This window comes from Streptococcus taoyuanensis (genome assembly GCF_029589235.1).
GTDB classification, from domain to species: domain Bacteria; phylum Bacillota; class Bacilli; order Lactobacillales; family Streptococcaceae; genus Streptococcus; species Streptococcus taoyuanensis.
This window is the reverse complement of the sequence record NZ_JARQVW010000002.1, coordinates 260,344-285,311: the sequence shown is the minus strand read 5'-3', so window position 1 is coordinate 285,311 and position 24,968 is coordinate 260,344. Positions and strand designations below refer to the sequence as shown.

Genomic DNA, 24,968 nt, shown 5'->3' with positions numbered 1-24,968 from the left:
TTTCTCCTTTTTTTAACTTTCTGACAGATTATTTCTTGTCAGTTGCTGGCGCCAATTGCATGAACATTTGACGTCCATCCATCTTAGCACGTTGTTCGATGATCGCCACATCTTGTGTAGCTTCAGCGAAGTCGGCTAAAACTTTAGCACCAATCTCTTTGTGGGTAATCATACGACCCTTAAAGCGAATGGATACCTTCACTTTATTTCCTTTTTCAAGGAATTTGCGAGCATTGCGAAGTTTTGTATCGAAATCACCCTTGTCAATCACTGGGCTCAAACGAACTTCTTTCACGGTCACAACGCTTTGTTTTTTGCGTTGTTCTTTTTGCTTCTTCTGGTACTCAAATTTGAACTTACCGTAGTCCATAATTTTCGCAACAGGAGGTTTAGCTTGAGGTTGAATGAGAACCAAGTCAACATTAGCGTCGTCCGCAAGTGCTTGCGCTTCGCTAAGTGGTTTGATACCCAATTGCTCACCTTCAAGACCGATTAAGCGAACTTCACGTACACGAATTTCATCATTGATGAATAAGTCTTGCTTTGCTATGGTTTTCACCTCTTTTTTATTATTCGAGAAAAACAAAGAACGGACCTGCAAAACAGGCCCGAACTACATGATGTATTTCATTTCTGAAACTTGATCCGTAGGGGCCAGGCAACTTGCGTCACAAGGCGAGAAGTTCTCACTTCTGCTTTTCTCAACTTTTATATGATATCAAGTTTTTTATTCTTTGTCAAGAAGTTTTTTTGCTTTTTCTTCAATAAAGGCAACAACATCTGCAATTCCAACACCCGTTGTGTCAAAATGAATGGCATCAGCTGCAGGTTTCAAAGGAGAAACGGCACGGTGGCTGTCCTTATAGTCCCGCTCAGCGATTTCTTTTTTCAACAATTCAAGATCCGCTGTGATGCCCTTTTCAACATTCTCCTTATAACGACGTTCTGCCCGCTCCTCAACCGAAGCAACCAAAAAGATCTTCAACTCTGCATGTGGAAGGACGACCGTCCCAATATCGCGTCCATCCATAACGATGCCCCCCTCTGCTGCAATTTCTTGCTGTAGAGCGACAAGTTTTTCACGGACTGGCGCAAGCGCTGCAACCCATGAAACATTGTTGGTCACTTGGTTATCGCGAATTGGGTGGGTAATATCCACGTCTGCTACAAAGACAAGCTGCTCTCCTTCTTCTGAACGACCGAAACTAATTGGATACTGATCTAAAAGGGCTAAGAGGTCATCAACCTGTTCAGCTGTCAGATTATTTTGCAAAGCTAGGTAAGTCGCTGCACGATACATAGCTCCCGTGTCTAGATACGTATAGTCTAGATCCTTGGCAATGATCTTTGCGACTGTGGATTTTCCACTAGAAGCCGGTCCATCAATGGCAATTTGAATTTGTTTCATGCTGTCCTCAACTCCTACTGAATCTTAACGACATCACCAGGATTCGCATACCATGATCCTGTAGACATATGAGAAGGATTTAACTGTTCCAATTGGGCAATGGAAATACCAGCACGCGCAGCAATCGCTGCTTCCCCTTCACCTGCTTGAACAGTGATCGTACCTTCTTCAGAGTTCTCATCTTTTGAACTATCGTCTTTAGCCGCTTGGTCAGTTTGTGCTGCAGGGGCTGATGATTTCTGTTCAACCTTAGTCTCTCCATTGTAGAAACCAGACATTTGTTTTGATTTGTTGCTGCCACCTGTTGAAAGGAAAATCAACAAGCAGACCATCGCCACTACTACTACAAAGAAAATAATGGCTAAAATCGTCAATAGACGGTCTGCCTTGATTCCGTTTAACTTACTCGTTCTTTTCAATGTTTCTTCTCCATCATCGTAAATATCTTCTTCCCATGGTTCTTTTGCCATGACTTCCTCCTTGTTTTTTCTCGTAAAAATCATTACAATAGAAGTATGAAAGTTACGTTAATTCCAGATCGTTGCATCGCTTGCGGTCTCTGTCAGACCTATTCTGAATTATTTGATTACCATGACAATGGCATCGTTAAATTTGCTGCTGAAGAGGACGACCTCCTTGAAAAGGAAGTCCCTGTCACAAACGATGTTCTCGAGGCTATTAAAGAATGCCCCACTCATGCTCTCTTAAAAGATTAAGAGGGCTTTTTATTTGTTTGCATAATACATCTCGTAGTAATCCACATGGATGAAATTGTCCGTCAGGATTACTTCTCCCTTAAAATAAGGATTTAAGGCAAGTGCATTGATAAAGTATTTTTTCGGCCATTTACGCATACAGAATGTTCGACTGCGCGATCCATCATTAAATATGAGCTTGATCGATTTCTTATTTACTTCGACCTTTTCGATCGAGTCAATCTTCACTTTGATTGGAGTAAAAGGATTGGCAGTAATAATCCGCAAGATCCCATCCTCATAGATCGTGAAGTAACGATGGACCCCAATCGCGAGCAAGACCATAAATAAAAAGAACGAAAACAAAACTAGCGTTGGCACACTAGAGCTCTCATACATCAAGGCCAGTCCAATAAAGACCGGAATCACTGCAATGGACCAATAAGTCACAAGAATAGATAAGTCCGGTTGCCAATGATAATGGACCTTTCCAAATATCTTAATCATGAGCGTACCCCCATCTAATAGTTTAGCATAAAAAACAAAAAAAAGGGAGCCAGACAGCCAAAATCACAAAGATTTTTAACTGCTTGCTCTCCTTTTAATTGGATTTATTAGTTGGAACTTTAAAGAAGTCTTTAGAAAGGTAACCTTTCCCACTAATCAAGTCGTATTCAACCATTTTCAAATCCTCTGCAATTTCTTGTGCTTCTCCTTCTAGGGCCTTTTTATCGACACTTGCTTTTTTCAGCACTTCCGTCAACAAAGCATAGTAAGGCGAAACTTTTGAATTGGTCTGTTCAAAGACCATAGCAGAGAAATCACTTGAATTGACCAAAGGATAGTTCAATTTCGGTGCATCAAAATTACTCCAAATGAAGTAGTCTGTCTGATACTGACTCTCCGGATTATTCTTAAAGGCGGACTCAGGATAAAGACCTGGCAAGTGATCTCCATAGAATACCACTGTAATCTTCTTATCTATTTTAGAAAGACTTTCCAGGAAGGATTGGGTGGCGGTGTCGGTTTGTGAAAGCAAGCGACTGTAGAAAGTCAGTTTTGAATTTTCTTCATCACTAAACCCTTTACCTTTTGCATCCAAGGTTTCTGGATTTGCTTCTAACCATGGAGTATGATTTTGCATGGTCATCACAGAAAAGAATTGTCCGTTTTTATCGTTTAAATTATCCAACACAATATTATAGGTGGATTCATCACTCGGACTAATTCCTTCTTTTCTGTACTTGATTCCCTTTGTATCCGTCGTAATAAAATCTTTGAAATCCAATCTCGAATACACGATATCCCGAGAATAATTCGATTTACCTGCCAAGTGAACAGCAATCTTATTCTTTTTTGAGTATGCATTACTGATAGACGGCACATCATGGATCTTAGGAAGAACTTCCGTATACAAGACAGATACAGTTTGTGATAAATTATAGAATGGTAAACCTGTAAGAGTCTGGAACTCCATATTTGCAGTTCCGCCACCATATCCATCCGATTGCATTTGCCCACTCGTGTGGGTCTTCATGATGTTCTCAATATTGGGAATCGGATTTTGCGTAAGCTCAACTCCCTCGACTTTTCTAGGATCAGAAAAACTTTCACTCAGAATATAAATGACCGTTTGATCGTTTAAGTAGTTACTTCTCTCCTTATTGATCGCATTAGACAAGTTGGTATATTTTTGGGCTATTTTCTCAAGACGTTCTTTGGAATAACCATCCGGTTTTGGAACAACCTCCGTCGTCAATTGATTCATCCAAACATAAGACAATCCTTTGTAACGAGCATTGGTCGTATTCCCTAGCCAATTAATATCTTGGTAATTGTTCAGGGTGCTAATAATTGGTACATTATCCTTGATCTTCCCGTTTTCTTTATCACTGAATATCCCATTGACACTCTTAAAGCATAAGAGCATCACTGCAATAGCTCCGATTTGTATTTTCCATGAAGAAATAATTCTTCCTTTAAAGAGGTACTTTTTCCCGACAATCAGTAGACAAACCAGAAAGACCACCAATAAAAAGATGTAAAATATTTGCGCTTTGTCCATAAAGCTCAAAAGCGTCATTGGCTTGGTTAACCAAGTTAAATCACTCGGTAAAACTGGTTCATTCCTCATGCCAAACTTGATGGAATTTGCAACTACAAAAGCAATGGAAACAATGGAAATGAGACAGGTAGCAATCCAATATTGATTGATACAAATGTAAACAAAGATAAGTATCGCTGTCAGAATGAGAATTTGAAATAAGATGGCATCTGGAATCGTGTAATGAACGCCTAAGAAGGGTTCTGTTCGACCTAAACTGAATTGGATAAAATAATTCAATACAATTGCAATAGTGGTACTAGAGAAGAACACTAAAGAGAAACTCGGTTTGTTCTTGACGAAATCTCGTTGTCCCTTTGTATATAAGAAGCCAAGTAAGGAAATCAATGGAAAGAGAATGTATAAGAATTCATTTGTTAACCAAAATTGCTGAGCTGAGTATTTGCCAATTTCAAAGGCCTTATACAAAAAATTATCTGTCCTGTAAATCAGGGTCGAAAAATTTTTGTCTGTTACGATAAAGGTGATCAAGAGTTGCGACAAGACCAGATACTGATAGTTCTCGCCAATCTCTTCTCCTCCTTTTTTCCGACTTGGTAGCTTATCATAATGCTGTCGCAATAGAACCAAACCACCTGTAGAAGCAAACAGAAGGAAAATGACAAGGAAGGAATCCGTTCTAAAGAATGGATTCTGATCAAAATTCCAAACCTTGTATTTTGGATTATTCAAATAAATCGTGATTTCTGTCAAATAAGAAAGGGTATTGTAGACCAAATAACTGACAATCAGTTTAAGAGGAAACCATTTTTTAAAATTGAACTGGGATAATATTGGAATTAATAGCAAGAAACTAATTCCAAATAGAATTCCTAAAAAATTAACATATTGTAGGACAGTTCCTGTTGCTTTGTTATGAACTGCAAGATTATTCTGAGCTAGGTAAAAATTAAAAAAAGAAAATAGAACGAAAGTAACCCCATAATACCACTGAGTTCTTGAGACTTTCGATAATGCTAAGAGGATAAATTCTTTAAAATTAAACTCTTTTTTCCGTTTCATTATTTCACTTTCTTTATCATTCTTTTTAGTATATATTTCACAGCTCTTGCAGGACCGATTACGATATACTTCAAGGCTCCTTTGATCCCCCCAATTTGATTAAAGTCCACAAAGGTATGCGGTTGGAGATCTTCACGATTGTTCAATTGCTTATTATCAATAAATGGTGTCAGGACATGAGGATTTTGAGAGATCCTAAAGTCATATTTTTGATCCCAAGCAATGTAGATCAACAAACGTTCGATCGCATGCAATATCGAATTTTGAGGTAGAGGTTCAGCTGGAACATCTGTTGCTGTCAAATTCAAATCAAAGAGTGGTTTCAAAGCATCATATTTAAACCAAACAAAGGTCCCATAACTCATGACAAAGGTATTGAGATTTTTGAAGTCAATCGTCTTGGTCGCTCCTATCCGTTCCCAGAGCTTATTCATCTCTGGTGAAATAAGAGCCTCATTCCAAGCAACCACTATTCGATTGTAACGGAAGAAAGTTGGAATATCTGCGATAGTGATTCCGACTTTTGGATTGGCTTCCATATTGGCTAGGATTTGATCAGCCGGTTTGACCAACATCTCGATCAATTCTTTCCGCCAAGATTCACCTGCCCAGAAATCTGCTTCTTTGGATTTCTTGGTATGGAAATGACCAACATAATCGTATTTTGAGAGTTGCTCTTTTAAGAGCAGCATTGGCAACACATCTCGTCCAATGTTTCCAGTCACCACAACCGTCGCTTCTTGCGCCCGATTAGAAAGAATTTGCTCAATAGCCTGCTTCTTCTCTTCTACATCTGTCGTGATCCATAAGTCATAAGCGAAATGAAAGTCTTGAAAAGCATTTAGAAATTCTTCCAAGAGGTCCACATAAAAGACATGAAGATGAACTGCAACTTTTTTACCGAACTCTCCAGCTAATTCCTGATTTTTCAAGTACTTACGAGACAAGAGATAAGGATAGTCCGGACGATCAATCATAGACATGTGGTTGAGAATCAAGTCTAATGGGTAGTTCGATACACGCTCCAACTCGTCGAAAATATAAGGCATAATTCCTTCATTGTTTGCAATGGTTTTGACTTTGATGAAAGGAACCTTATGATTGAGAATCGCTGTAGGATTGTAGTAAGAAAAGTCCGGATAGAGCATCCCTGTGGTGTCTTCATGAATGGTATCAAAGACCGTCTTATAGTGAAAACCTGCATCCAAGAAATTCGTTGTGACCTTGGTTTCATAGTTATCAATCACATCTTGAACATTGGTGAAGTCCTGAACACCTTGCCAAAATTCATGGAAGGCACTAGATGTCAGCACCTGTTTTTTAAAACTAAGATAATAACTCTGAATATGCTCGTTAAAATCCTTGTCTTTCCGGTAATTGGTCATTCCCCAGAAATCCACTTCAGTATCATTTTCAAACCGCTGATAGATTGGTTCTAGATCCCAAAGAGGTCCAAAGCAGGTATCATTCATGAGGGTAACCGAATCAAAATGAGCCAGTTGGTCAAAGCCGACTGTCTTCATTCCATCCCGCCAAGCCGCAAAGTCAAAGCCACTATTTTGGCGCTCTAGAATATCGTCCACCAGATGCTGTGCTACTAAATTAGACTTCACATCTTCTGGTAGCTGACTATTGGAGATAAAGACCACTCGTGAGTACAAGGGACGAATCTTTTCTAATTGGTAAAGTACATGCCCACTAATAAAATTAAACTTATTGTAGTGAACATATAAAAGTAAACGTTGCATATTATTTCCTTATTCTAAAGAATTTCAAGATCTTTGTTGGAATGGTCCAACGGCGAGAATGGATGATGGAATTGTATTCATGAGATAACTTTTTATAATTCTCATGTAAGTTGAATAGGTGTCTGCTAAATTCTTCGTCACTTTCTTTTTCATAGGAGAATTGAAATTGATTACCTGAACTATTCGAAAGATCAAAAAGAATATGTGGATGGGTATTAAAGAAAACCAAAACATCCTCGAAATCAATTCCGTTTGAAGTTACAAGAGGAATTTCTCTTTGATCCTCCAATGCAATCAATGACAATTTTTTATAGGATCCCGGAAATTCTGAAAGTAATATTTTTAGACTCTTTTCCTTTTCAAGCTGGAAGATAATAGAGCCCTTATTTTCCATCCTCTCTTTTGATATTTCATGGTAGGCTGAGTGAAGTCCATCCTGTGAAGCTGAAATCACCACCTGAGATTTACCAATTACTTCGAGATCACGATTATTGAATTTCATGCCCAAAAATCGAGCATACTTAGAGGAAAGCTTTTGGTTACCAATTGGCGTTTCTACTTCAATGTTATCTTTAAAAACAGCATAGATGGACTCGAGATTATATTTCTTTCGAGCGAGTTCTTGATCCAGTAATTGTTTTTCTTTATAGCTATCAAAATTCTCAATCACTGTAGCCATTTGTTGACTTAGTAGATCTCTATCTCCTAGTGGATATAAATTCCCAGATTCTAAAAATTTACTGGAAGACAAATGACCTAAATTATCGGAAATGATTGCCGGAACTCCATTGAGGACTGATTCCACAAATACTAAAGAAAATGTTTCTAATTTAGCAGGCAAGACGAGGATATCTTTATCTGTCACCAAGGACCATGGATCCGAGTGAAAACCAACAAAAGTCACACGATCTAGATGATGCGTTTGAATATAGTCATCCATCAACTTTTTGTACTGCTCATCCCATCCTCCGATGAAGACCAGTTCGATCTCCTTCCGATTTAAGTGATTATAGGCTGCAAGCAACTCAAGCTGATTTTTTCGTTCGTTAATCCCACCGATGGATACAAAACGAGAAATAGTAGAATTCTTAAGAGGACGTTCTTGAACTTCTGTATAGGGAATAAAGGGAATCAATTTGTCAGTCGTAAAATAATTCGTTAGAGTGTGGTACAATTCCCCTTCTACTACAAAAATTTTATCAGACAAATCATCAATTAAGGGAATCAGGTCCTTATAATAACCGAACTCGCCAAAAGGAAATTCATGAATAATATAAAAATGTCTGACCTGTTCACATGCAGCTGCAATGGCCCCCTGAAAAACATTGACTGTATTCGAAATGACCAATTCGATCTGTTCATTCCGGATAATTTCTCTTACTTCCTCAATATTCTTTTGTTGAGAAGTTTGGATTTCTAACTCTGAAATGTTCAGCGTCTTAGATTCAGGCCACCACCACTGATTGTTTTTTAACTGAAATAATTTAATTCCAGTTGTATCCATATGACGGAGATAGTCTTTATCAATGTGTGGGGCATTATCCGGTATCACATTATAAACTTCGTGACCTTGCTGAACCAACAATTTCATTAGGTTCACGATTGATACTTCTGCTCCACTAAACATGGCTCCAACAGGAGATACAAATAAAATTTTCATAGCCTACACCAAAGAAATTATTCCCACTTGCCTTGACGGATCAACAAACCAGTCGAAGAATCCAACTCCGAACGATTTGTTCGATCGACTACCCGATCTATTGAAAAGACTGGAGGGTTCGTTGTTGACAATATTGCTAAGTTTTCTTGATTTTCATCTCTTAAAAATGCTACTAGTCTTAACTTCACATGATTAAAGTACGGCAACTTACATTTATAAGTGATTTTTTTAGGTCCGACACCAGATAATGGAACATCCATGGAATTATCGTTATACAGTCCATTCCCAGTAGAAATATCAACAAATGAAAAGGCTATATGAGGATTAACAGACTCATCTAATAGATTAAATGAAAACTCAATCACCACCTCATCATCAGGAGTTACTTTCTTAGGAGAAAGCAATCTAGCTGTAAAATCTTCAACTTCCGTTGTGACCAAGCCCTCATCTTCATCTCCATGATGATGTGAATTCGATTCCAAGTTGTCAAAACTATATTGATCAGAAACGTCAAAAGGATCACCAATGGCCTTCACCAATCCATTTTCAATCAAAACAGCCTTGTTACAATATTTCTTGACGGCTCCCATATCATGGGTAACGAGAATCGTGGTTTTCCCTGATTTCTTGCGTTCTTGGAAGTAATCGTTACACTTGCGCTGGAAGGCCTCATCTCCTACTGCAAGGACCTCGTCCAAAATCAAGATATCGCCTTGGGCCTTAATGGCAACCGAAAAGGCTAGACGAACCTGCATGCCTGATGAGTAGTTCTTAAGCTTTTGGTTCATGAATTCATGCAACTCAGCAAAGTCTACGATATCATCATACATGGCATCAATTTCAGCTGTCGAGAAACCCAGCATAGCTCCATTCATATAGACATTTTCTCGACCTGTCAGTTCTGGGTTAAAGCCCACTCCAAGCTCAATAAAGGACACCAGTTTCCCATCGATGGTGACGGTGCCTTTTTCTGGCACATAGATTTCAGAAATAATTTTCAAGAGAGTCGATTTTCCAGAACCATTTCTTCCGAGGATCCCGAAAAAGTCTCCTTTTTCTACTTCAAAAGAAATATCCTTAAGCACATGTTGTTCTTTATAGCCTTTGATTCCTTTGAAGCGATTGACCAGGGCAGTTCGAAGACTATTGGTCGCCTCTGTTGGCAACTTAAAGTACTTGCTGACATGGTCTACTTTTACTGCAATTTGTTTATCTATCATTAGAGAATCTCCGCAAATTTCTTAGCATGTTTGTTAAAGTAAGCAAAGCCAGCAACAAAAATAAGAATTGGTAAAACATAAGGAATCAAAACCAAGAACTTATTTTCCACCAAAAGCCAGACAGGGGTATTGGCCTTATCAATCAAGAAATAACGCATATCTTGAATAATTTGAGCCAAAGGATTCATCATGACCAACTTAGCAGCCCATGGATTGCGGTCTGCAATAAAGGTAATCGGATAGATAATTGGCGTCGCATACAGGCCGGCTTGCAGGAGTACTTCCCAGACTTGACCTAGGTCACGGAAACGAACAAAAAATGTCGCTAAGATCAATGCACATCCTGTCGCCATCAAGAACAACTCAAAGAACAACGGAATCACCATCAAAGCTGTCCAAGAGAATGTCACCCCATTAAAGAATGAAAAAATTAAGACAACAACCAGGTTAATGACAAAGTTGATGGCTGCTCCTGAAATCGCAGACAAGACGATGATATGTTTGGAGAAATTCAACTTCCGCAATAGGTCGCCTCGACTAACGATCGACACCATCCCCATAGATGTGGCTTCTGAGAAGAAGCCCCAGATTACATTGGCCAACAAGAGGGCAACTGGGAAATGGGGCACATCTCCACCCAAGCGTAAGAATCGGATGAAGACAATATACATGATCGTAAAGGTCATCAGGGGCTTTAAAATCGACCAAAGATAACCGATTGCTGATCCTTGGTAACGTAATTTAAAGTCTGTTTTGATTAATTCTCTTAATAAAATTCGATTTTTCTGACTAAAAACGTCAAACATTATTTTTTACCTCGATATGCAAACTTTGTCAGAATCAAGCTGGTAAACACAACCGTATGAAAAGCCCGGTTCTTCCGGTAACCGTACTGACGAATCCGTCTCAAACGTTCTTTTAGTGAAACATCCATAATGGTGACAAAGTTTTCAATGATTTCTTTAGTTTGGGAACTGACAGGCAGATCCAATAGATTTTTTGCTTGTTCTTGACTGGACTCAATGAGATTCCAATATTTAGCAAAAAGAATATGAGGGCGAACCCAATTTTTAACCCGTTTTCTAAGGGTACGAGCCCCCAGAACATTGCTACTGTGCTGACGGTACAATTCTGTTGGCCGATCGATATAGATGAGCTTCCCAAATGCAGTTGCCAACAAGGCCAAATACCAATCATGCATAAGAAGTGCATGTTTTTCTTGACCCGTCCATAAGTCAGCCAGCGCGTGGTTAATCATGGCTACACCGCCAGTTACCGTATTTTCCGTCAACTCTTGAATCAATTCTGTATTGGCATGATCAGACTGGGTGCGAATCATACTCTCATGCTGAACATTCAAGTTTTCATCGACTACTTTTAAATCGGTGTAGACCAGCAAAGGCATTTCTTGAGGGTGCTTGGCCGCTTCTGCTACTTGAAGAGCAATTTTTTCAGGAAGCCAGACATCATCTTGGTCACTGAAGCAATAAAGATCTGCTTTCTCGTATTTCAGAAGCGCATGGAAGCTCTTGATAACACCGAGATTTTCGATAGCTCCTTGATTGATAAAACGAATGCGCTCATCCTGGGCCACCAACTCTTGAATAATCTTCACCGTACCATCTGTCGACCCATCATCTCGGATCAAGAGTTGCCAGTCTTGATAAGTCTGGTCTTGGATACTTTTGACCTGCTCTTTTAGATACTGTTCACCATTATAGGTGGACAACAAGATATTTACTTTCATGATAAGAATAATTCCTCGTACTCACCTACAATTTTTTCCCAGGTAAAGTTTTGCTTCATATTGGCCTTGGCACGTTGACCCCATTCAGATACATCTTCTAAAGGATCGACCTGATCAATCAAATGCGCCAAATTTCCAGTTTCTTTAGTCCAATAGTGAGCTGTGTCCTTTGCAACCGTTTGGTTAAAGGAGACTCCTAAAACTAAATTCAGATCCGTGTGAGCAAGAGCCTCTAAGAGACCCGGATTGGTTCCGCCCACTTCATGACCATGGATATAGGCAAAGGCTTCTTTACGGATATACTTCAACAGGTCTTGGTCATAGACCGTTCCTACAAACTTGACGCGTGGATCCTGATCAAATCCAGTACAATCTCGGAGCTCCTCAAAATAAGGATTGCCTTCCTGGTTACAAATGATCACCAAATCCCTTTTGGTGGAAGAGGCCATAAATTCACGAATGGCGGTCTCGTAATTATTTTCTGGGACAAAACGGCCCAAAATTAGGTAATAGTTTTTCTCCTGAGTCTGCCACTTGTGATAGAATTCTCGGACCTTATTATCCTGACTACTTAGGCTGGTTGGAGACAAGTCCGTCCCATAGGCAATATAGGTCGTCTTGGACCAAGGATAGGCTTCCTTGATATAAGACTCAATACCCGGGTTGTCAGAAATCACCAAGTCAGCATGGCGCGTCATGATCTTTTCAGAATACTTGAGATAGGCTTGGATCGGCTTGGCCCACTTGGCCCGCTTCCACTCCAGTCCATCTGGATTGATATAAAATCGTCCGCCTATCTTATGGATCTTGCGCGCAAAAGGCGCCACAAAGGCTCCGATTGTATTGCCCAAGACGTAAAAAATCGGCTGTTCAATTCCTTGTTTCTTAATAAGCTTCAAGGCATAGTTGATGGCCATCATATCATAGGCGATGACACGCGCAGGCCCAAGCTTAGGGGCTTTAATGGTAAAACAATCGACACCCTTGTAGTCAAAATGTTGAAAAGCTTGATCATTAGAAAGGCAGGCAACATGGTACTGGATATCTGGAGACACTTGATACGAAACCAATTGGTCCACAAAAGTCTCAAAACCGCCATATTGAGCCGGAAGCCCACGACTTCCGATAATAAAAACATGTTGCATAGAGTTCCCTTTCAAATCATTTACAGTCTATTCAATTATACCATTTTCTAGGCTTTTTGCCTAATCCAAACAGAAAAGCGACCCTCAAGGGCCGCTTCAAATTTCTCTTATTTCACTTCTTGTTTATAAAATTCTTTCAAGGCATCTTGCCAAGTTGGAATAACGAATCCTGTAGCTTTCGCTTTTGCCAAACTCATTGTTGAGTTCAGTGGACGTTTCGCTTTAGCTGGGAATTGGCTAGAATCCACTGGTTTCACTTCTACATCCGTATCTTTGAGGATTTCAACTGCAAAGTCATACCAAGTTGTATCTTCTTTCGCATCATTTGACAAGTGGTAATAACCATATTCCTTACGGTTTTCAGCCAAATAAGTCATAAACTCTGCAAGAGTACGTGTCCAGGTTGGACGACCATGTTGATCATTAACGACCGTAAGTGTTTTGTGAGTCTTGGCAAGGTTTTGCATGGTGAAGACAAAGTTCTTACCGTAGTTCCCGAAGACCCAAGCTGTACGGATGATATAGAAATTGGAAACATGTTTCTCAACCAATTCTTCTCCCATACGTTTGGTACGACCGTACTCAGTTTGAGGATCTGGTTGATCGTCTACTTCCCATTCTTGTCCAACTGGTTTTTTACCGTCAAAAACGTAGTCGGTTGAGATATAGACCAAGGTTGCACCATGCTTTTCAGATGCCTTTGCTACATTTTCCGTACCAGTCACATTGATGGCATAGTCCAACTCTTTTCCTTCTTCTTCTGCCGCATCAACAGCTGTATAGGCAGCACAGTGATATACCAAGGTTGGTTTTACTTCCTCAAATACCTCGTCTACTTTCTCTGCATTTGTGATGTCCATTTCAGCTACATCAACAGCTACATATTCTTCATTTCGTTCATCTAACAAATGGCGAAGCTCCGTTCCAAGTTGACCATTTGCACCTGTAATTAAAATCATGTTAAATTCCTTTCAAATGCTTTTTCCCTATCATTATAGCAAAAAAAGCAGAAGTTTTCTGCTTTTTAAGATGGGAATTGCTCCTTATTTTTTGAATACTTCTGCTTAAAAATAAAGAATACCAGTATCCAAGAGATCCATTCTATCATGAAACCAAGATTCTGTATAAATGTCTTGTGATAAGAAACTTTGACATGGCCAGAATTTCGAATAGATAAATAAATTTTTCCGTTATTTAAAACCTTTTCTGAGACAGTTGGTTTCCGATCTTTTTTATTTTCTTTTAATTCTGATTCGGTAAAAGCACGCTGTTTCAACACAGGTTGAGAACCTTCTGCACCCTTAGAATATTCTGCGCGATATCCTTTGTACCATATCATTGGTATAGAAATAGTTGTTTCTTTTTTATCATCAGGAACCTCTATATCGAATTCTAAAAGATTGTATCTCTTTTTAATAGTTGATATTTTTACATCCTTAGCTGTTTGAAATTCTGTAAATTGTGGTAAGCGTATATCTTGGTTATTGATATCAAGATTATAATATTCATCACCTACAGGATCAATATATTTTGATTTGTCCCCTCTATATACTGATTTCAGTAATTTTTCATTCTTTTTATTATCATCCCGCATCTGTTTATAGTTTTTTGAAGAGGTATCAAATTGAGGGACAACATGATTGAAATAGAAAGTTAAACTCAAGATGCATAAGACAATAGAGAAAAATCCATTTCTATTTGTTACAGCAAGAAAGAATAGGAACAAGAGGGGAATGAAAAACAATAGACGCCCTGAATACTGCATACTCCCTAAAAAAGTGTATTTCAATACGGAATTCCAAGGCAGAAGACTCGTTGCAGAAAAATATAAGATCCAACAAGTCCAAAATATGGTTTTACTTAAACTCCCTAGACGGCGATAAAATAAGATCACCATCATACTCGCATAGAATAGGCCATCTCGTACGAATTGATGGATCGGCCACTCTAATGGTGTGAAAGGTTTATAAAAACCATATCGATCTGCTTGAAATGGAAAAGGAACCAAAAAGGTATCTTTCACATTGACAGGAAAATTTCTCGCTGTCCATGTGAAGAAAAATTTTTGTGATGAAACCTGTTCCAGATATTGAAAAATGTATCCTGCCGATAAACATAAGGCAAACAAGATAGAAAATACAAAAGAGATAATCTTTTCCAGTGTGATCCTTTTATAATTTAAACATAAAAATACCGCAGAAAAAATTGCTAATATGATCGTTGATAAAATATGGGTTTGAATTAAAAGCGCTACTACAATCCCTAAATAGAGAGGGTTCTTTTTGTTTAAGTAGAGCACTCGATAAATAGAATAAATAAGAATTGGGACAAGTGGCACTACCATGGTCATTCCAAAACCAAATAAGGTGTAATAACAAGGAATGGTCAAGGCCACTACTATACCAGTCACCTTATTTTTTACTATTTTTGAAATAACAATATAACTTGTTAGGCTTGTACCAAGAGTGATCAAAAATGCAAATATAGAATAAGCAAGATTTCCATCGTTGGTCATCATATAAACGATGGCTGACGGATAAAACTGCCAATTTCCATAAAACATAGGAGAAGCATATCCCGTACCGAATGCAAATAAAAAATTCAGATTGGGGAGTAAATCCCAATGCTCAATGGACTCTGCTAAGCCGACAATGCGGGATAAATGAAAGACATAGTCATATGAGCGACTTTGAAAATTGATCAGATTGAAGGATACAAATGTAAAAATGAGCGCATAGGAAGTTAGTAATAGGTAGACCAACTTATTACTGATTTGGTTGAAAACATCTATAAGCCGGTCAATATGACTGCGGATCACTTTTACCATATCCAACTGATTGATTTTATCGAGGAGCCGATCAACTCCCTCGTAAAATCTGTCTATCTTTTGCTTAGCAGCAAGACTCATACTTAGGATATTCTTCATTCTTCACTTTTCTCTTTGATAACATAGATTGGACGTTTCTTGGTTTCCATGAAGATCTTACCAATATATTTCCCTAAAATCCCGATGGTCAATAATTGGAACCCTCCCAGGAAAAGAATCACTGTCATGAGGGATGGCCAACCTGAAGTAGGATCCCCAAAGACCAAGGTGCGGATTACAATCAAAATCATCATGATAAAGGCCAAAATCCAAGATAACAGTCCACCAATAAAGGCAATGTTTAATGGTGCATCCGAGAAATTGACAATCCCTTCAATCGAATACTTAAAGAGGGACCAAAAATTCCATGACGTCTCTCCTGCCACGCGCTCGACATTTTTATATTCGAGGTATTCTGTCTCAAATCCTACCCATGCAAAAATCCCTTTTGAGAAACGATTGTACTCCGATAACTCCATGATAGCATCGACCATGGGACGGCGCATCAAACGGAAATCACGCGCCCCGTCAACCATTTCCACTTGGCTAATATGATTGATCAATTTATAAAACATCCGTGCAAAGAAAGAGCGAATCGGTGGTTCCCCATCACGGGTTACGCGTCTCGTTCCGACACAGTCTAAATCCGGCTGTTCCTCCAACCTCTGCTTCATTTCGATCAATAACTCCGGTGGGTCCTGCAAATCTACATCCATAACTGTCACATATTCACCACTAGTACACTCAAGTCCAGCATACAGCGCCGCCTCTTTCCCGAAATTTCGAGAAAAAGAAAGGTAGTGCACACTTGAATCTGTAACATGTAGCTTTCGAAGAACAGATAGTGTACCATCTGAAGAGCCATCATTTATAAAAATATATTCAAACTTTTCTCCCATCTTCATCCGAACACGTTCCATCTCTCGATAAAACAATGGAATTGATTCTTCTTCGTTAAAACATGGGACTACAACTGATATGGTCATCTCTTACTCCTTGACTTATTCACTTTCTATTGTAACAAAAAACTAGGGTTTCCCCTAGTAATAACTTATTTTAGTCTTTTAATTAAACTGCAGAATATAAAACAGAGATGGTTTGTAGTAATGTTAGAGATAAAATAATGAGACTACTTTGTACTACAAAATGATCAGAGAACTTTTGTTCATCTGGAACTCTTTGCTTAAATAAACTACAAATAACTGGTAGACAAAGAGCAACAACACCCAAATAATATCGGCCTTGAACTCCTAAAACTTCAAAATTTCCAACTGGTGTCCAGGTCAGATACAAGGTCAAAGAAATTAAACCAATAATTGCGAAAGAAACTAAACTTGCTCCTACTACTGATACTTTTGGAAGTTTGATCTTCCCAAAATTTGAAAAAGTAATCAAGCTATAAAGAGCATAAATTGGAATAAGGACTTCTGACATCGACAAATCTAACCAACCAAATGTATAGAGTTGATTCAAATGACTGACTGATAATAGCATCTCCTTCAAAATCACTGGAAGATACCAATGAGGTTTCGAAATGATACTAATCACCTGAGACTTCACATCCGCTCCATCTAGTTTAAAGTTCTCAATTCGAACTTGCTGGGTAAGAACATACCAAAAAATCGTAAAGACAAAGACTGCAGCAATCAAAGCGAGAGAAATGAGATAGTAGTTTTTGCATTGCGTTTTCTTTTTCGGTATAAATAGCAATAATCCTACAAGCAAGACATAAGGAAGCTTCATTGTTACAAGGATCACGCAAAGGAAAGCATAAAGCAATAAATCCTTTATTTTAACTACTTTTTCATCATCCGTCACATAGTTCAAAAACAATCCAATAATGATGTAGGTTAAACCTAAGGCTACACTATCTTGATTATAAGAAGCAGCTAGAACCAGATTCATTGGAAACATCGCTACCATTGTCATCAACTGCTTCGCTTTCCCACTTAATTTAATAGCAATAAGAGCTAAAATACAGTAAGCAATGACATTAAAAATTCGACCAAGATAATAGGAGACTCCTACACTCAAATTCAAAAATTTTCCAATCCCAAATCCAAGAGCCTGAGGGATATAACCAATAAACCAATATGAGTTGGTTGCCCTGTAATCCGTTTCTTTCCCAAACTTCACTTGTTTGGTCGTCTGCCCTTCTTCAAATAAAGAAGATTTGGTAAATGGTTTTTTGAAATTCTTATAAACATCAAAGTAATCTTCCGTAATATGGATGTTTTTATTTCCCATATTGACGTTGCCTTCCACAATATGAATCGTTCTTGAAAGGTGAACTTGTTCATCTGGCGTATTCAAAACGGGTGTAATAAAAGCAAAGGACAGACCACCAATGAGCATCGCAAGGAAGGTCCCAACATTCTTCTTCGGTAAAAGAAAAATGAAAAAAGCCAATACAACAAATAACGCTACACCAATTTTAGGAAAATCTACTAAGCGCTTTGTATAAATCACTGCAATACAAAAGGCCAAAACTGCGAAAGCTACTAAATACTTTTTATTTCGCTCATAACTATCAACAAAATATCCCATCAGTTTCTCCTACTTATTCGAATTTTGACTCTTCACATATTGTCTCATCAATAACTTGGCCATCCATTTAGGCCAGAAGAGTTCATACATGTATAGATCTTCTTTACTACGCGTATTGTCTGCAATCGTTTTTGATGTTTCAGACTCTCCATGGATACGGTGGCACATGAGCTTGTCAGATACATAAGCAAAGCGACCTTTATACTCGCTGATCTTATACCATGCGTACCAATCCAAACTCACTCTCATCCCTTCATCAAAATAGAAATTCTTCAAATTTTCACGATTATAGGTAACAGCTGGACAACAAATAGGATTTCCAAAAGCCATCACACGGTTTCGCCAAAAGTGACTAGCAGGAAAAAGATTCATAGTTTTTAACATCAAGGTTTTGATCTTCAGATTTGTATTCGCAGGAATTTTATGACCGTCTTTTTCTTCAAAATAATCAGAATAGCCAATTAACACATCCGAATGCTTTTCCATCTTAGACAAAACTTTCTCAGCATATTCCGGCTCATAATAATCATCCTGATGAGCGATGGTAGCATATTTCGTCTCTACGAAAGACATGGCATTGTTCCAATCTTTCCCAATTCCTCCACCTTGCTTGGTGTAAAATGGAATAGCATAACGCTGACAAAGTTCCTTGATCGAATCCATCGGTGTTGAACTATAACAGATAATCTGTGATTGGAGAGTTTGTTTCTTCAAGGATTGAATACAAGCTTCTAAGTACTCACTTTCTCCATAAGCACAAATCACCCAAGTATGTTGTTGATTAACGAGCATAGCCCTTCCTTTCTATTTTGCTTGCAATAAAATAAGCAAGTAAACTTCCACTAAAATAAACGGACATCACAATGAAAAAGCTTAAAGATGCACCTAGAAGTCCCATTTTTTGTACCAAATCATTATTTGTCAATTTGGAAGCTATAAACATGAATAAATACACAGGTAATAGATACGTTTGTCTTCGAATAACCGTCATGACATCCCCAAAAACAATCCCAATAGAATACAGAATTCCAGAAAAAACAAGGATGGCTAGGGTAGTACTATGCTGGTTTAAAGGTAAACCAAAAACAAGACTTAATATCGGCGTCCCGATCAAATAAGCTAGCACAGTTAATACCAAGCCGACACCCAAAACAATGACAAACATCTTCGCAATGATGGCATCAAATTTTTTCAATTCTTTATTCTTCCATAAGATCGCTAATTGCGTTGTTAAGGGTCTAAGAATTAAAATAAAGAGACTCATAAAAAACACAGGCATAAACAAAATATTAAAGTCCCGTTGTGTCCCTGCAATAAAGTGTCCCAATCTAATTTCAGAGTCAATCGCGATTCTAGGCTCATTGAAAATATAAGCTAGTAAAAATCCACTGATAAAGAGAGGAATACAATTCTTTAAAATAGTGATCGCATCAAATAGGTCTCTTTTGAGATCTTTTACTGAGAAATCAATTGTTTCAAATTCTTTTGATTTTACATAATCATAACAAAATACAAAGATAAAGTTTAAAACAACTAAGTAAAGCAATGATTGTGTTAATGACTTTGTAATAAGCAAAAATGCCAACAAAAGAATCGTGCTGAAAGAATACCGAATGGTCATTGATTTGCCAGCGATATCTAATCGTTCGTGACGTTGAAACAATCCTTGGAAAAGATCTGAAATTGCCTCACACATACGAAATAGAACGTATAAGCCAATAATCGCAATTTTTGAACTCTCATGTAGGTCAATTCCTGAAACAAATAGGTAAGGAAAAAAGATCGCCATCATGAGTAGGAGAGAGAGACATCTGGCAATACTGTAACTGGTAAAGGAGTGTCTAAAGAGAACATCTGTCCCTTGGTAGCTTCGAACTTGAAACATGCCCACTACTACTAGAATCGCAGCAATCCCATAGGCAAGACTAAAGGAATCTGCTTCCATTGGCGAGGTCATGCGTGTAACGATCAATGTAAATAGTACAGATGATCCAGCAAATGCCAAGTTCCCTAACAGATTCCAAAAATACACCTTCTCCGTTGAAACAGGTTGATTATTCTTCATGCTCTTTTACCTGTAATGCAATTTTCTGAGACAATTGTCGAATTTGAACGGATTGTTTTGAGGTAATCCGAGTCAAAGAGAAGTTTAAATAGACAAGTAAACAGAAGCCTAAGAAAAAGATTAGATTGCTTGGAACTTGAATTCCTAACATTTTTGATACCTGTCCAATCAAATTAGGAAACCAAATGACTGGCAACGATAGCAAACAAAGAATGAGCCAAGAAATGACATTTCTCAGTTCAACGACTTTCTTTGCAACTAGGCGTAGAATATAAACGATAAAAATAATTACAATAAGGGTTAACCAAATATTTAACATGTTATTTCTTATATCCTCCACCAATTCTAGCCAATAGCATTGCCATTGTCACTTTGATCATATAGTAAACAGACTTACTGAATGTAATCGATGATTCTCCGTGTTCTCGCTCGTTCATTAATACGGGTACTTCTGCAACGGAATAGCCTGAGGTTAAGAGGGACACAATCGTCTCTGGTTCTGGATAATCACTTGGATATTGTTTAGCAAATTCTTCAATCACTTTTCGATCAGCCACCCGCAATCCTGAGGTTGGATCTGTTACCTTTTGACCGGTTAAAATCTTAATTAATTTTTCAAAAAATGAAATTCCAATCCGTCGCGCGAAGGAGGATTGGAAACCTTGATTTTCAATGAAACGAGAGCCAATCACCATGTTCACATTCTTCTCTTGAAGGACTTGAAGCATCTTTCTGATAAATTCAGGATTATGCTGACCATCTCCATCCACTTGAACAGCATATTGATAGCCATTTTTAACTGCATATTGATAACCAGTCTGGACAGCACCACCAATTCCTAAATTAATCGGTAAATCGATAACGTTAAAGTTGTTATTGCGACAAATTTCAAGTGTATGATCTGTAGAACAATCATTGATAATGACATAATCAAATTCAGGTGTATGTTCTTCAATCATCTTGATTGTTTTTTCAATATTTCCACTCTCATTATAAGCAGGAATAATGATCAGTAATTCTGAATTTCTCAATCCTATTGTTTTCCCTTCTAAGCATATCACTTCATTATACAATAATCAGTGCATATTTTCTACTTTATACTGTCCCCTCCCCCTTTTCATGGTATAATAGAGTGAATCGATTACGGAAGGACACCTTATGTTAAAGCTGGGAATTATTGGTACGAGTTGGATTTCACATGAATTTATTACAGCTGCTCATCAGACAGGCCACTATCACTTGCATGCTGTGTATTCGAGAAAGATGAAGACAGCTCAAGAGTTTTGTGAGCCTTATGGGGCGGTCTCTTGCTACACGGATTTCATCGACTTCTTAGACAGTGAGCTGGATGTGATTTACATTGCTAGCCCCAATTCTCTTCATTTCGCTCAGGCCAAGCTTGCTATTCTGGCCAAGAAGCATGTCATCATTGAAAAACCGGCTGTGACCAAGCCTTCTGAATGGAAGGAACTGGTCAAGCTCGCTAAGGAGCACCAGGTCTATCTCTTTGAAGCTGCCAGAAATTACCAAGAAGCAGCATTTCAAGTAGTTAAAGACTTCCTCTCTAATCAGGAAATACTGGGCGCCAACTTCACCTTTGCCAAATATTCTTCCAAATTGCCAGCCCTTCTTGCAGGTGAGATTCCCAATATTTTCTCAGATGTCTATGCAGGTGGAGCTTTGATGGATCTGGGTGTCTACTGCCTCTACTTGGCGATTGGCTTCTTTGGAGAACCGATCTCCAGTCACTACACCGCTCAGCAATTACCCAATTCGGTTGATCTCTATGGTCAAGGTGTCTTGATTTATCCAGAGTTTCAGGTTGCCATTCAGGCAGGGAAAAATATCACCAGCCATCTACCTGCTGAAATCTACACCAAGACTGGAACGCTGACTCTCAATGCTGTAGCAGCCATCAACCAGGCTCGCTTCGTCAGCCATTCTGGGGAAGTTATCGACCTTCCGATCCAGTCCTGCCCACACCAAATGCAAGAAGAGGCGGAAGCCTTTGCCCTTGCCATCGCTCATCAAAAGCCAGCTGCTTATCTTGAATGGTTACAAACAGCTGAGCAGGTCCATGAAACCCTCTACCAAATGCGTCAAAGCGCTGGAATACAATTTAAGGATGAAAAAGAATGAAAGAACAATTTCCACAAAGCTGGAAAGACCAGTTAGAAACACTCGGATTTGATACATTCACTGAAATTCAGGAACAAATCTTCTCCCCTATCTATGAAGGAGAAAATGTCCTCGGGATCAGTCCTACCGGTACTGGTAAGACACTCGCCTACCTCTTTCCAAGCTTGCTCAAACTCAAATCGAAGAAGGCCCAACAACTCTTGATTTTAGCTCCTAATACAGAGTTAGCGGGACAAATTTTTGATGTCACCAAACAATGGGCAGAGCCTCTCGGTCTCCAGACACAACTCTTCCTTTCAGGATCTAGTCAAAAACGGCAAATCGAACGCCTCAAAAAAGGACCCGAAATCCTGGTTGGGACGCCTGGTCGGATCTTTGAACTGATCAAGCTGAAAAAGATCAAAATGATGAATGTGGAAACCATCATTTTAGATGAATTCGACCAATTACTGAGTGATTCTCAGTACCACTTCGTCGACAAGATCAGCCACTATGCTCCCCGTGACCACCAATATATCTATATGAGCGCCACAGCCAAGGTCGATCCAGACCAGCTAGAAGAAAATACTCTTCGCATTTCGGTTGATGGAGTTTCTTTGGACAATATCCAACATTTTTATATGCAAGTGGATAAGCGGGACAAGGTCGAATTGCTCCGCAAACTCGCCTACGTCGAAGATTTTCGTGGTCTGGCTTTTTTCAATAGCCTGTCTGATCTGGGTAGTGCTGAAGAAAAACTACAATACCGTGGTGTTGAGGCCGTGTCGCTGGCCAGTGATGTCAATGTCAAATACCGCAAGGTCATTCTGGAACGCTTCAAAGACCATCAGCTGACCCTCTTGCTGGCCACCGATTTGGTCGCTCGTGGAATCGATATTGAACATCTTGAGTGTGTGATTAACTACGATATTCCTCGTGATGTGGAGACCTATACCCACCGCGCCGGTCGTACAGGACGAATGGGGCGTGAGGGCTATGTAATCACCTTTATCACCCACCCAGAAGAACTCAAATCCTTAAAAAAATACGCTTCTGTACGTGAATTGATTTTAAAAAATTCCGAACTCTTTTTAAACGAATAAGAAAATCCTCTGCTAGTGAATGAACTGCAGAGGATTTTTATGTTAATTTCCATTGTAATAAATGCGATGACTTTCAAGTTGATAATCCAACAATTCATCCACCGTTACAAAGGTATAGCCTTGTGATTTGAGGTAGTCAAGGACGGTCGGTAGAGCGTCAATCGTGGTTTGATGGATATCATGCATGAGGATAATCGAACCCGGTTTGACTTCTTTTTTCACTTCATTGAGAATGGCCGTCGTATTATGTGTCTTCCAATCTAGGCTATCTACATCCCACATGATGAAGGACTGGTCGACACCGTATTGGATGGCGTTATTGATAGCTCCATACGGAGGACGGGTAATCTTGGTCTGCACACCTGTCGCTTTTTGAATAGCTTCTTGGGTATCCAAGATTTCTTTTTTAGCATTATCCAAGCTCAATTTTGGCAACTGAGGATGATCCCAGGTATGGTTCCCGATTTGATGACCTTCTTTGCGGACTTGCTTAGCAATATCCGGATTCGCGCTGACATTTTTTCCGACCATAAAGAAGGTAGCTTTGGCATTGTATTTCTTTAAGATGGCTAGCGCCTGAGGGGTCGTCGTTGGATCTGGTCCATCATCAAAAGTCAGGGCAATCATCTTACGGTGGCGTTCTTCTATATAGGATTGGTAAGAAGCTAGATCATCAGGAAGCAAGCGCTCTGAATCGATCACATCATAGAATTTAGACAAGGGAACAGTGAAGGTATCATCTCCCTTAACCTTGGTTGGAAATGGAATGGTGAAATTTCCTTTTTCATATTGGAATTCCCATTGGCTCAAATCCAACTCTGAGAAGTGGGCAACCATTTGATCAATGCTTTCCTCGTCCAGCTGACGAAAGGCTAGATTTCCCCGTAATTCCTCCAAAAAGATCTGCTTGGCTCCATCTGGATCCGCAAAAACTTGGCTCAGGGTCAGAGGATTGTTCTCATCATCCAAGTAAAAGAGGGGCAACTTCACCGTCTCATCTTTGATGAATTTCCCTTTTTTGTACTGGTACTCCGCCCGTTTGATTTGGATCGGGTGATAACCAACAAAAGGCGCTTCTGCTTCTTCACTATGGTAGAAGGTCAAATGCTTTGGTTCTTTGGTTTTTTCATCGGATCCTAGACGCTGAAGGTCTTCTTGGATCTTCTCTTTCACAATCTCAACAGGCTGTCCATCCTTAGTAGGATAATAAGCCGTCACATAAGAAGTTCCTAAAATCCCTTCCTGAACTTGAACATCTTTCCCTTTTTCAGAGCTTTTCTCAAGTTGGGTAACCTTAGCAAACTGATCCTGATAGGCTTTTTGTTCACGAACCCTTTGAATCTTTTGATAGCCGATATACAAAAGACTCAATAAAAGGAGATTTGTAATGATTAATAAAATAGTTTTCGTGTGTTTGAATCTCATAACTTTATTATAGCAAATTTCTCTCGAAAAAACATTCCTTTTTTGTAAATGGTTTCATAAAAAAGAGGGCGACTGTCGTAGCCGACAGCGGCCC

Annotated in this window: 23 protein-coding genes and 1 other annotated feature; of the genes, 3 read left to right on the top strand and 20 right to left on the bottom strand. The window is 39.0% G+C overall.

Annotated elements, in window-relative coordinates:
• Positions 1-28: 28 nt before the first annotated feature.
• The 3 genes from infC to P5Y91_RS03215 form a co-directional block, all read right to left on the bottom strand.
• Entirely contained in the window at positions 29-559 is a 531-nt protein-coding gene (gene infC / locus P5Y91_RS03225) for a translation initiation factor IF-3 (protein WP_003003721.1), read from the bottom strand.
• Positions 560-575: 16 nt separating this feature from the next.
• Positions 576-704: a sequence feature (ribosomal protein L20 leader region), on the bottom strand.
• A 23-nt stretch (positions 705-727) separates the two neighbouring features.
• Positions 728-1,408: a (d)CMP kinase gene (cmk, locus tag P5Y91_RS03220; protein ID WP_031574170.1), complete on the bottom strand. Its 681-nt coding sequence runs from the start codon at positions 1,406-1,408 to the stop codon at positions 728-730.
• A 14-nt stretch (positions 1,409-1,422) separates the two neighbouring features.
• Positions 1,423-1,878, bottom strand: a complete 456-nt coding sequence (locus P5Y91_RS03215; RefSeq protein WP_003006692.1) for an SAG1386/EF1546 family surface-associated protein — start codon at positions 1,876-1,878, stop codon at positions 1,423-1,425.
• A 45-nt stretch (positions 1,879-1,923) separates the two neighbouring features.
• Here P5Y91_RS03215 and P5Y91_RS03210 point away from each other — a divergent pair, with 45 nt between their 5' ends.
• On the top strand, positions 1,924-2,124 hold the full coding sequence (locus P5Y91_RS03210) for a ferredoxin (RefSeq protein ID WP_003006690.1): 201 nt from the start codon (positions 1,924-1,926) through the stop codon (positions 2,122-2,124).
• A gap of 9 nt (positions 2,125-2,133) precedes the next feature.
• Here the strand turns inward: P5Y91_RS03210 and P5Y91_RS03205 are convergent, their stop codons facing one another.
• The 16 genes from P5Y91_RS03205 to P5Y91_RS03130 all read right to left on the bottom strand — a co-directional run bounded on the left by P5Y91_RS03205 (position 2,134) and on the right by P5Y91_RS03130 (position 21,259).
• Positions 2,134-2,610, bottom strand: a complete 477-nt coding sequence (locus tag P5Y91_RS03205; protein WP_023917814.1) for an EbsA family protein — start codon at positions 2,608-2,610, stop codon at positions 2,134-2,136.
• 94 nt (positions 2,611-2,704) lie between these two features.
• Complete coding sequence (locus P5Y91_RS03200; protein ID WP_125826279.1) at positions 2,705-5,230, bottom strand: LTA synthase family protein; 2,526 nt, start codon at positions 5,228-5,230, stop codon at positions 2,705-2,707.
• Positions 5,230-6,978 carry a rhamnan synthesis F family protein gene (locus P5Y91_RS03195; protein ID WP_277838965.1) on the bottom strand — a complete coding sequence of 583 codons (1,749 nt, stop codon included), beginning with the start codon at positions 6,976-6,978 and terminating at the stop codon, positions 5,230-5,232. The genes P5Y91_RS03200 and P5Y91_RS03195 overlap by 1 nt, the downstream gene beginning before the upstream one ends.
• Before the next feature lies 1 nt (position 6,979).
• Positions 6,980-8,638, bottom strand: coding sequence for a glycosyltransferase family 4 protein (locus P5Y91_RS03190; protein WP_277838964.1), 1,659 nt, complete (start codon positions 8,636-8,638; stop codon positions 6,980-6,982).
• A 17-nt stretch (positions 8,639-8,655) separates the two neighbouring features.
• Positions 8,656-9,858: an ABC transporter ATP-binding protein gene (locus P5Y91_RS03185; protein WP_155125105.1), complete on the bottom strand. Its 1,203-nt coding sequence runs from the start codon at positions 9,856-9,858 to the stop codon at positions 8,656-8,658.
• A complete protein-coding gene (locus P5Y91_RS03180) occupies positions 9,858-10,664 on the bottom strand; it encodes an ABC transporter permease (RefSeq protein WP_003003247.1) in 807 nt (268 codons plus the stop codon). The genes P5Y91_RS03185 and P5Y91_RS03180 overlap by 1 nt, the downstream gene beginning before the upstream one ends.
• Positions 10,664-11,605, bottom strand: a complete 942-nt coding sequence (locus P5Y91_RS03175) for a glycosyltransferase family 2 protein (RefSeq protein ID WP_155125106.1) — start codon at positions 11,603-11,605, stop codon at positions 10,664-10,666. Before P5Y91_RS03175 ends, P5Y91_RS03180 begins: the two co-directional genes overlap by 1 nt.
• Positions 11,602-12,750, bottom strand: a complete 1,149-nt coding sequence (cps2T, locus tag P5Y91_RS03170; RefSeq protein WP_061590795.1) for a beta 1-4 rhamnosyltransferase Cps2T — start codon at positions 12,748-12,750, stop codon at positions 11,602-11,604. The genes P5Y91_RS03175 and cps2T overlap by 4 nt, the downstream gene beginning before the upstream one ends.
• A gap of 107 nt (positions 12,751-12,857) precedes the next feature.
• Positions 12,858-13,709, bottom strand: a complete 852-nt coding sequence (gene rfbD / locus P5Y91_RS03165) for a dTDP-4-dehydrorhamnose reductase (RefSeq protein WP_061590794.1) — start codon at positions 13,707-13,709, stop codon at positions 12,858-12,860.
• Positions 13,710-13,774: 65 nt separating this feature from the next.
• On the bottom strand, positions 13,775-15,676 hold the full coding sequence (locus P5Y91_RS03160; RefSeq protein ID WP_118398515.1) for a putative glycosyltransferase family protein: 1,902 nt from the start codon (positions 15,674-15,676) through the stop codon (positions 13,775-13,777).
• On the bottom strand, positions 15,673-16,602 hold the full coding sequence (locus P5Y91_RS03155) for a glycosyltransferase family 2 protein (RefSeq protein WP_118398512.1): 930 nt from the start codon (positions 16,600-16,602) through the stop codon (positions 15,673-15,675). The genes P5Y91_RS03160 and P5Y91_RS03155 overlap by 4 nt, the downstream gene beginning before the upstream one ends.
• An 82-nt stretch (positions 16,603-16,684) precedes the next feature.
• Complete coding sequence (locus P5Y91_RS03150) at positions 16,685-18,163, bottom strand: DUF2142 domain-containing protein (RefSeq protein WP_118398509.1); 1,479 nt, start codon at positions 18,161-18,163, stop codon at positions 16,685-16,687.
• 9 nt (positions 18,164-18,172) lie between these two features.
• Positions 18,173-18,955, bottom strand: a complete 783-nt coding sequence (locus P5Y91_RS03145) for a glycosyltransferase family 2 protein (RefSeq protein ID WP_118398506.1) — start codon at positions 18,953-18,955, stop codon at positions 18,173-18,175.
• Entirely contained in the window at positions 18,945-20,228 is a 1,284-nt protein-coding gene (locus P5Y91_RS03140; RefSeq protein WP_118398503.1) for a lipopolysaccharide biosynthesis protein, read from the bottom strand. The genes P5Y91_RS03145 and P5Y91_RS03140 overlap by 11 nt, the downstream gene beginning before the upstream one ends.
• A complete protein-coding gene (locus tag P5Y91_RS03135) occupies positions 20,218-20,547 on the bottom strand; it encodes a DUF2304 domain-containing protein (protein ID WP_031574209.1) in 330 nt (109 codons plus the stop codon). Before P5Y91_RS03135 ends, P5Y91_RS03140 begins: the two co-directional genes overlap by 11 nt.
• 1 nt (position 20,548) lies before the next feature.
• Positions 20,549-21,259 carry a glycosyltransferase family 2 protein gene (locus P5Y91_RS03130; protein WP_049472007.1) on the bottom strand — a complete coding sequence of 237 codons (711 nt, stop codon included), beginning with the start codon at positions 21,257-21,259 and terminating at the stop codon, positions 20,549-20,551.
• A 127-nt stretch (positions 21,260-21,386) separates the two neighbouring features.
• On the opposite strand from P5Y91_RS03130, the gene P5Y91_RS03125 reads away from it, so the two are divergent.
• On the top strand, positions 21,387-22,367 hold the full coding sequence (locus P5Y91_RS03125) for a Gfo/Idh/MocA family protein (protein WP_070465673.1): 981 nt from the start codon (positions 21,387-21,389) through the stop codon (positions 22,365-22,367).
• The gene (locus P5Y91_RS03120; protein WP_277838961.1) at positions 22,364-23,449 is read left to right on the top strand and encodes a DEAD/DEAH box helicase; all 1,086 of its coding nucleotides are present in this window, start codon (positions 22,364-22,366) and stop codon (positions 23,447-23,449) included. Before P5Y91_RS03125 ends, P5Y91_RS03120 begins: the two co-directional genes overlap by 4 nt.
• Positions 23,450-23,491: 42 nt before the next feature.
• Here the strand turns inward: P5Y91_RS03120 and P5Y91_RS03115 are convergent, their stop codons facing one another.
• A complete protein-coding gene (locus P5Y91_RS03115; RefSeq protein WP_277838960.1) occupies positions 23,492-24,874 on the bottom strand; it encodes a polysaccharide deacetylase family protein in 1,383 nt (460 codons plus the stop codon).
• Positions 24,875-24,968: the final 94 nt, after the last annotated feature.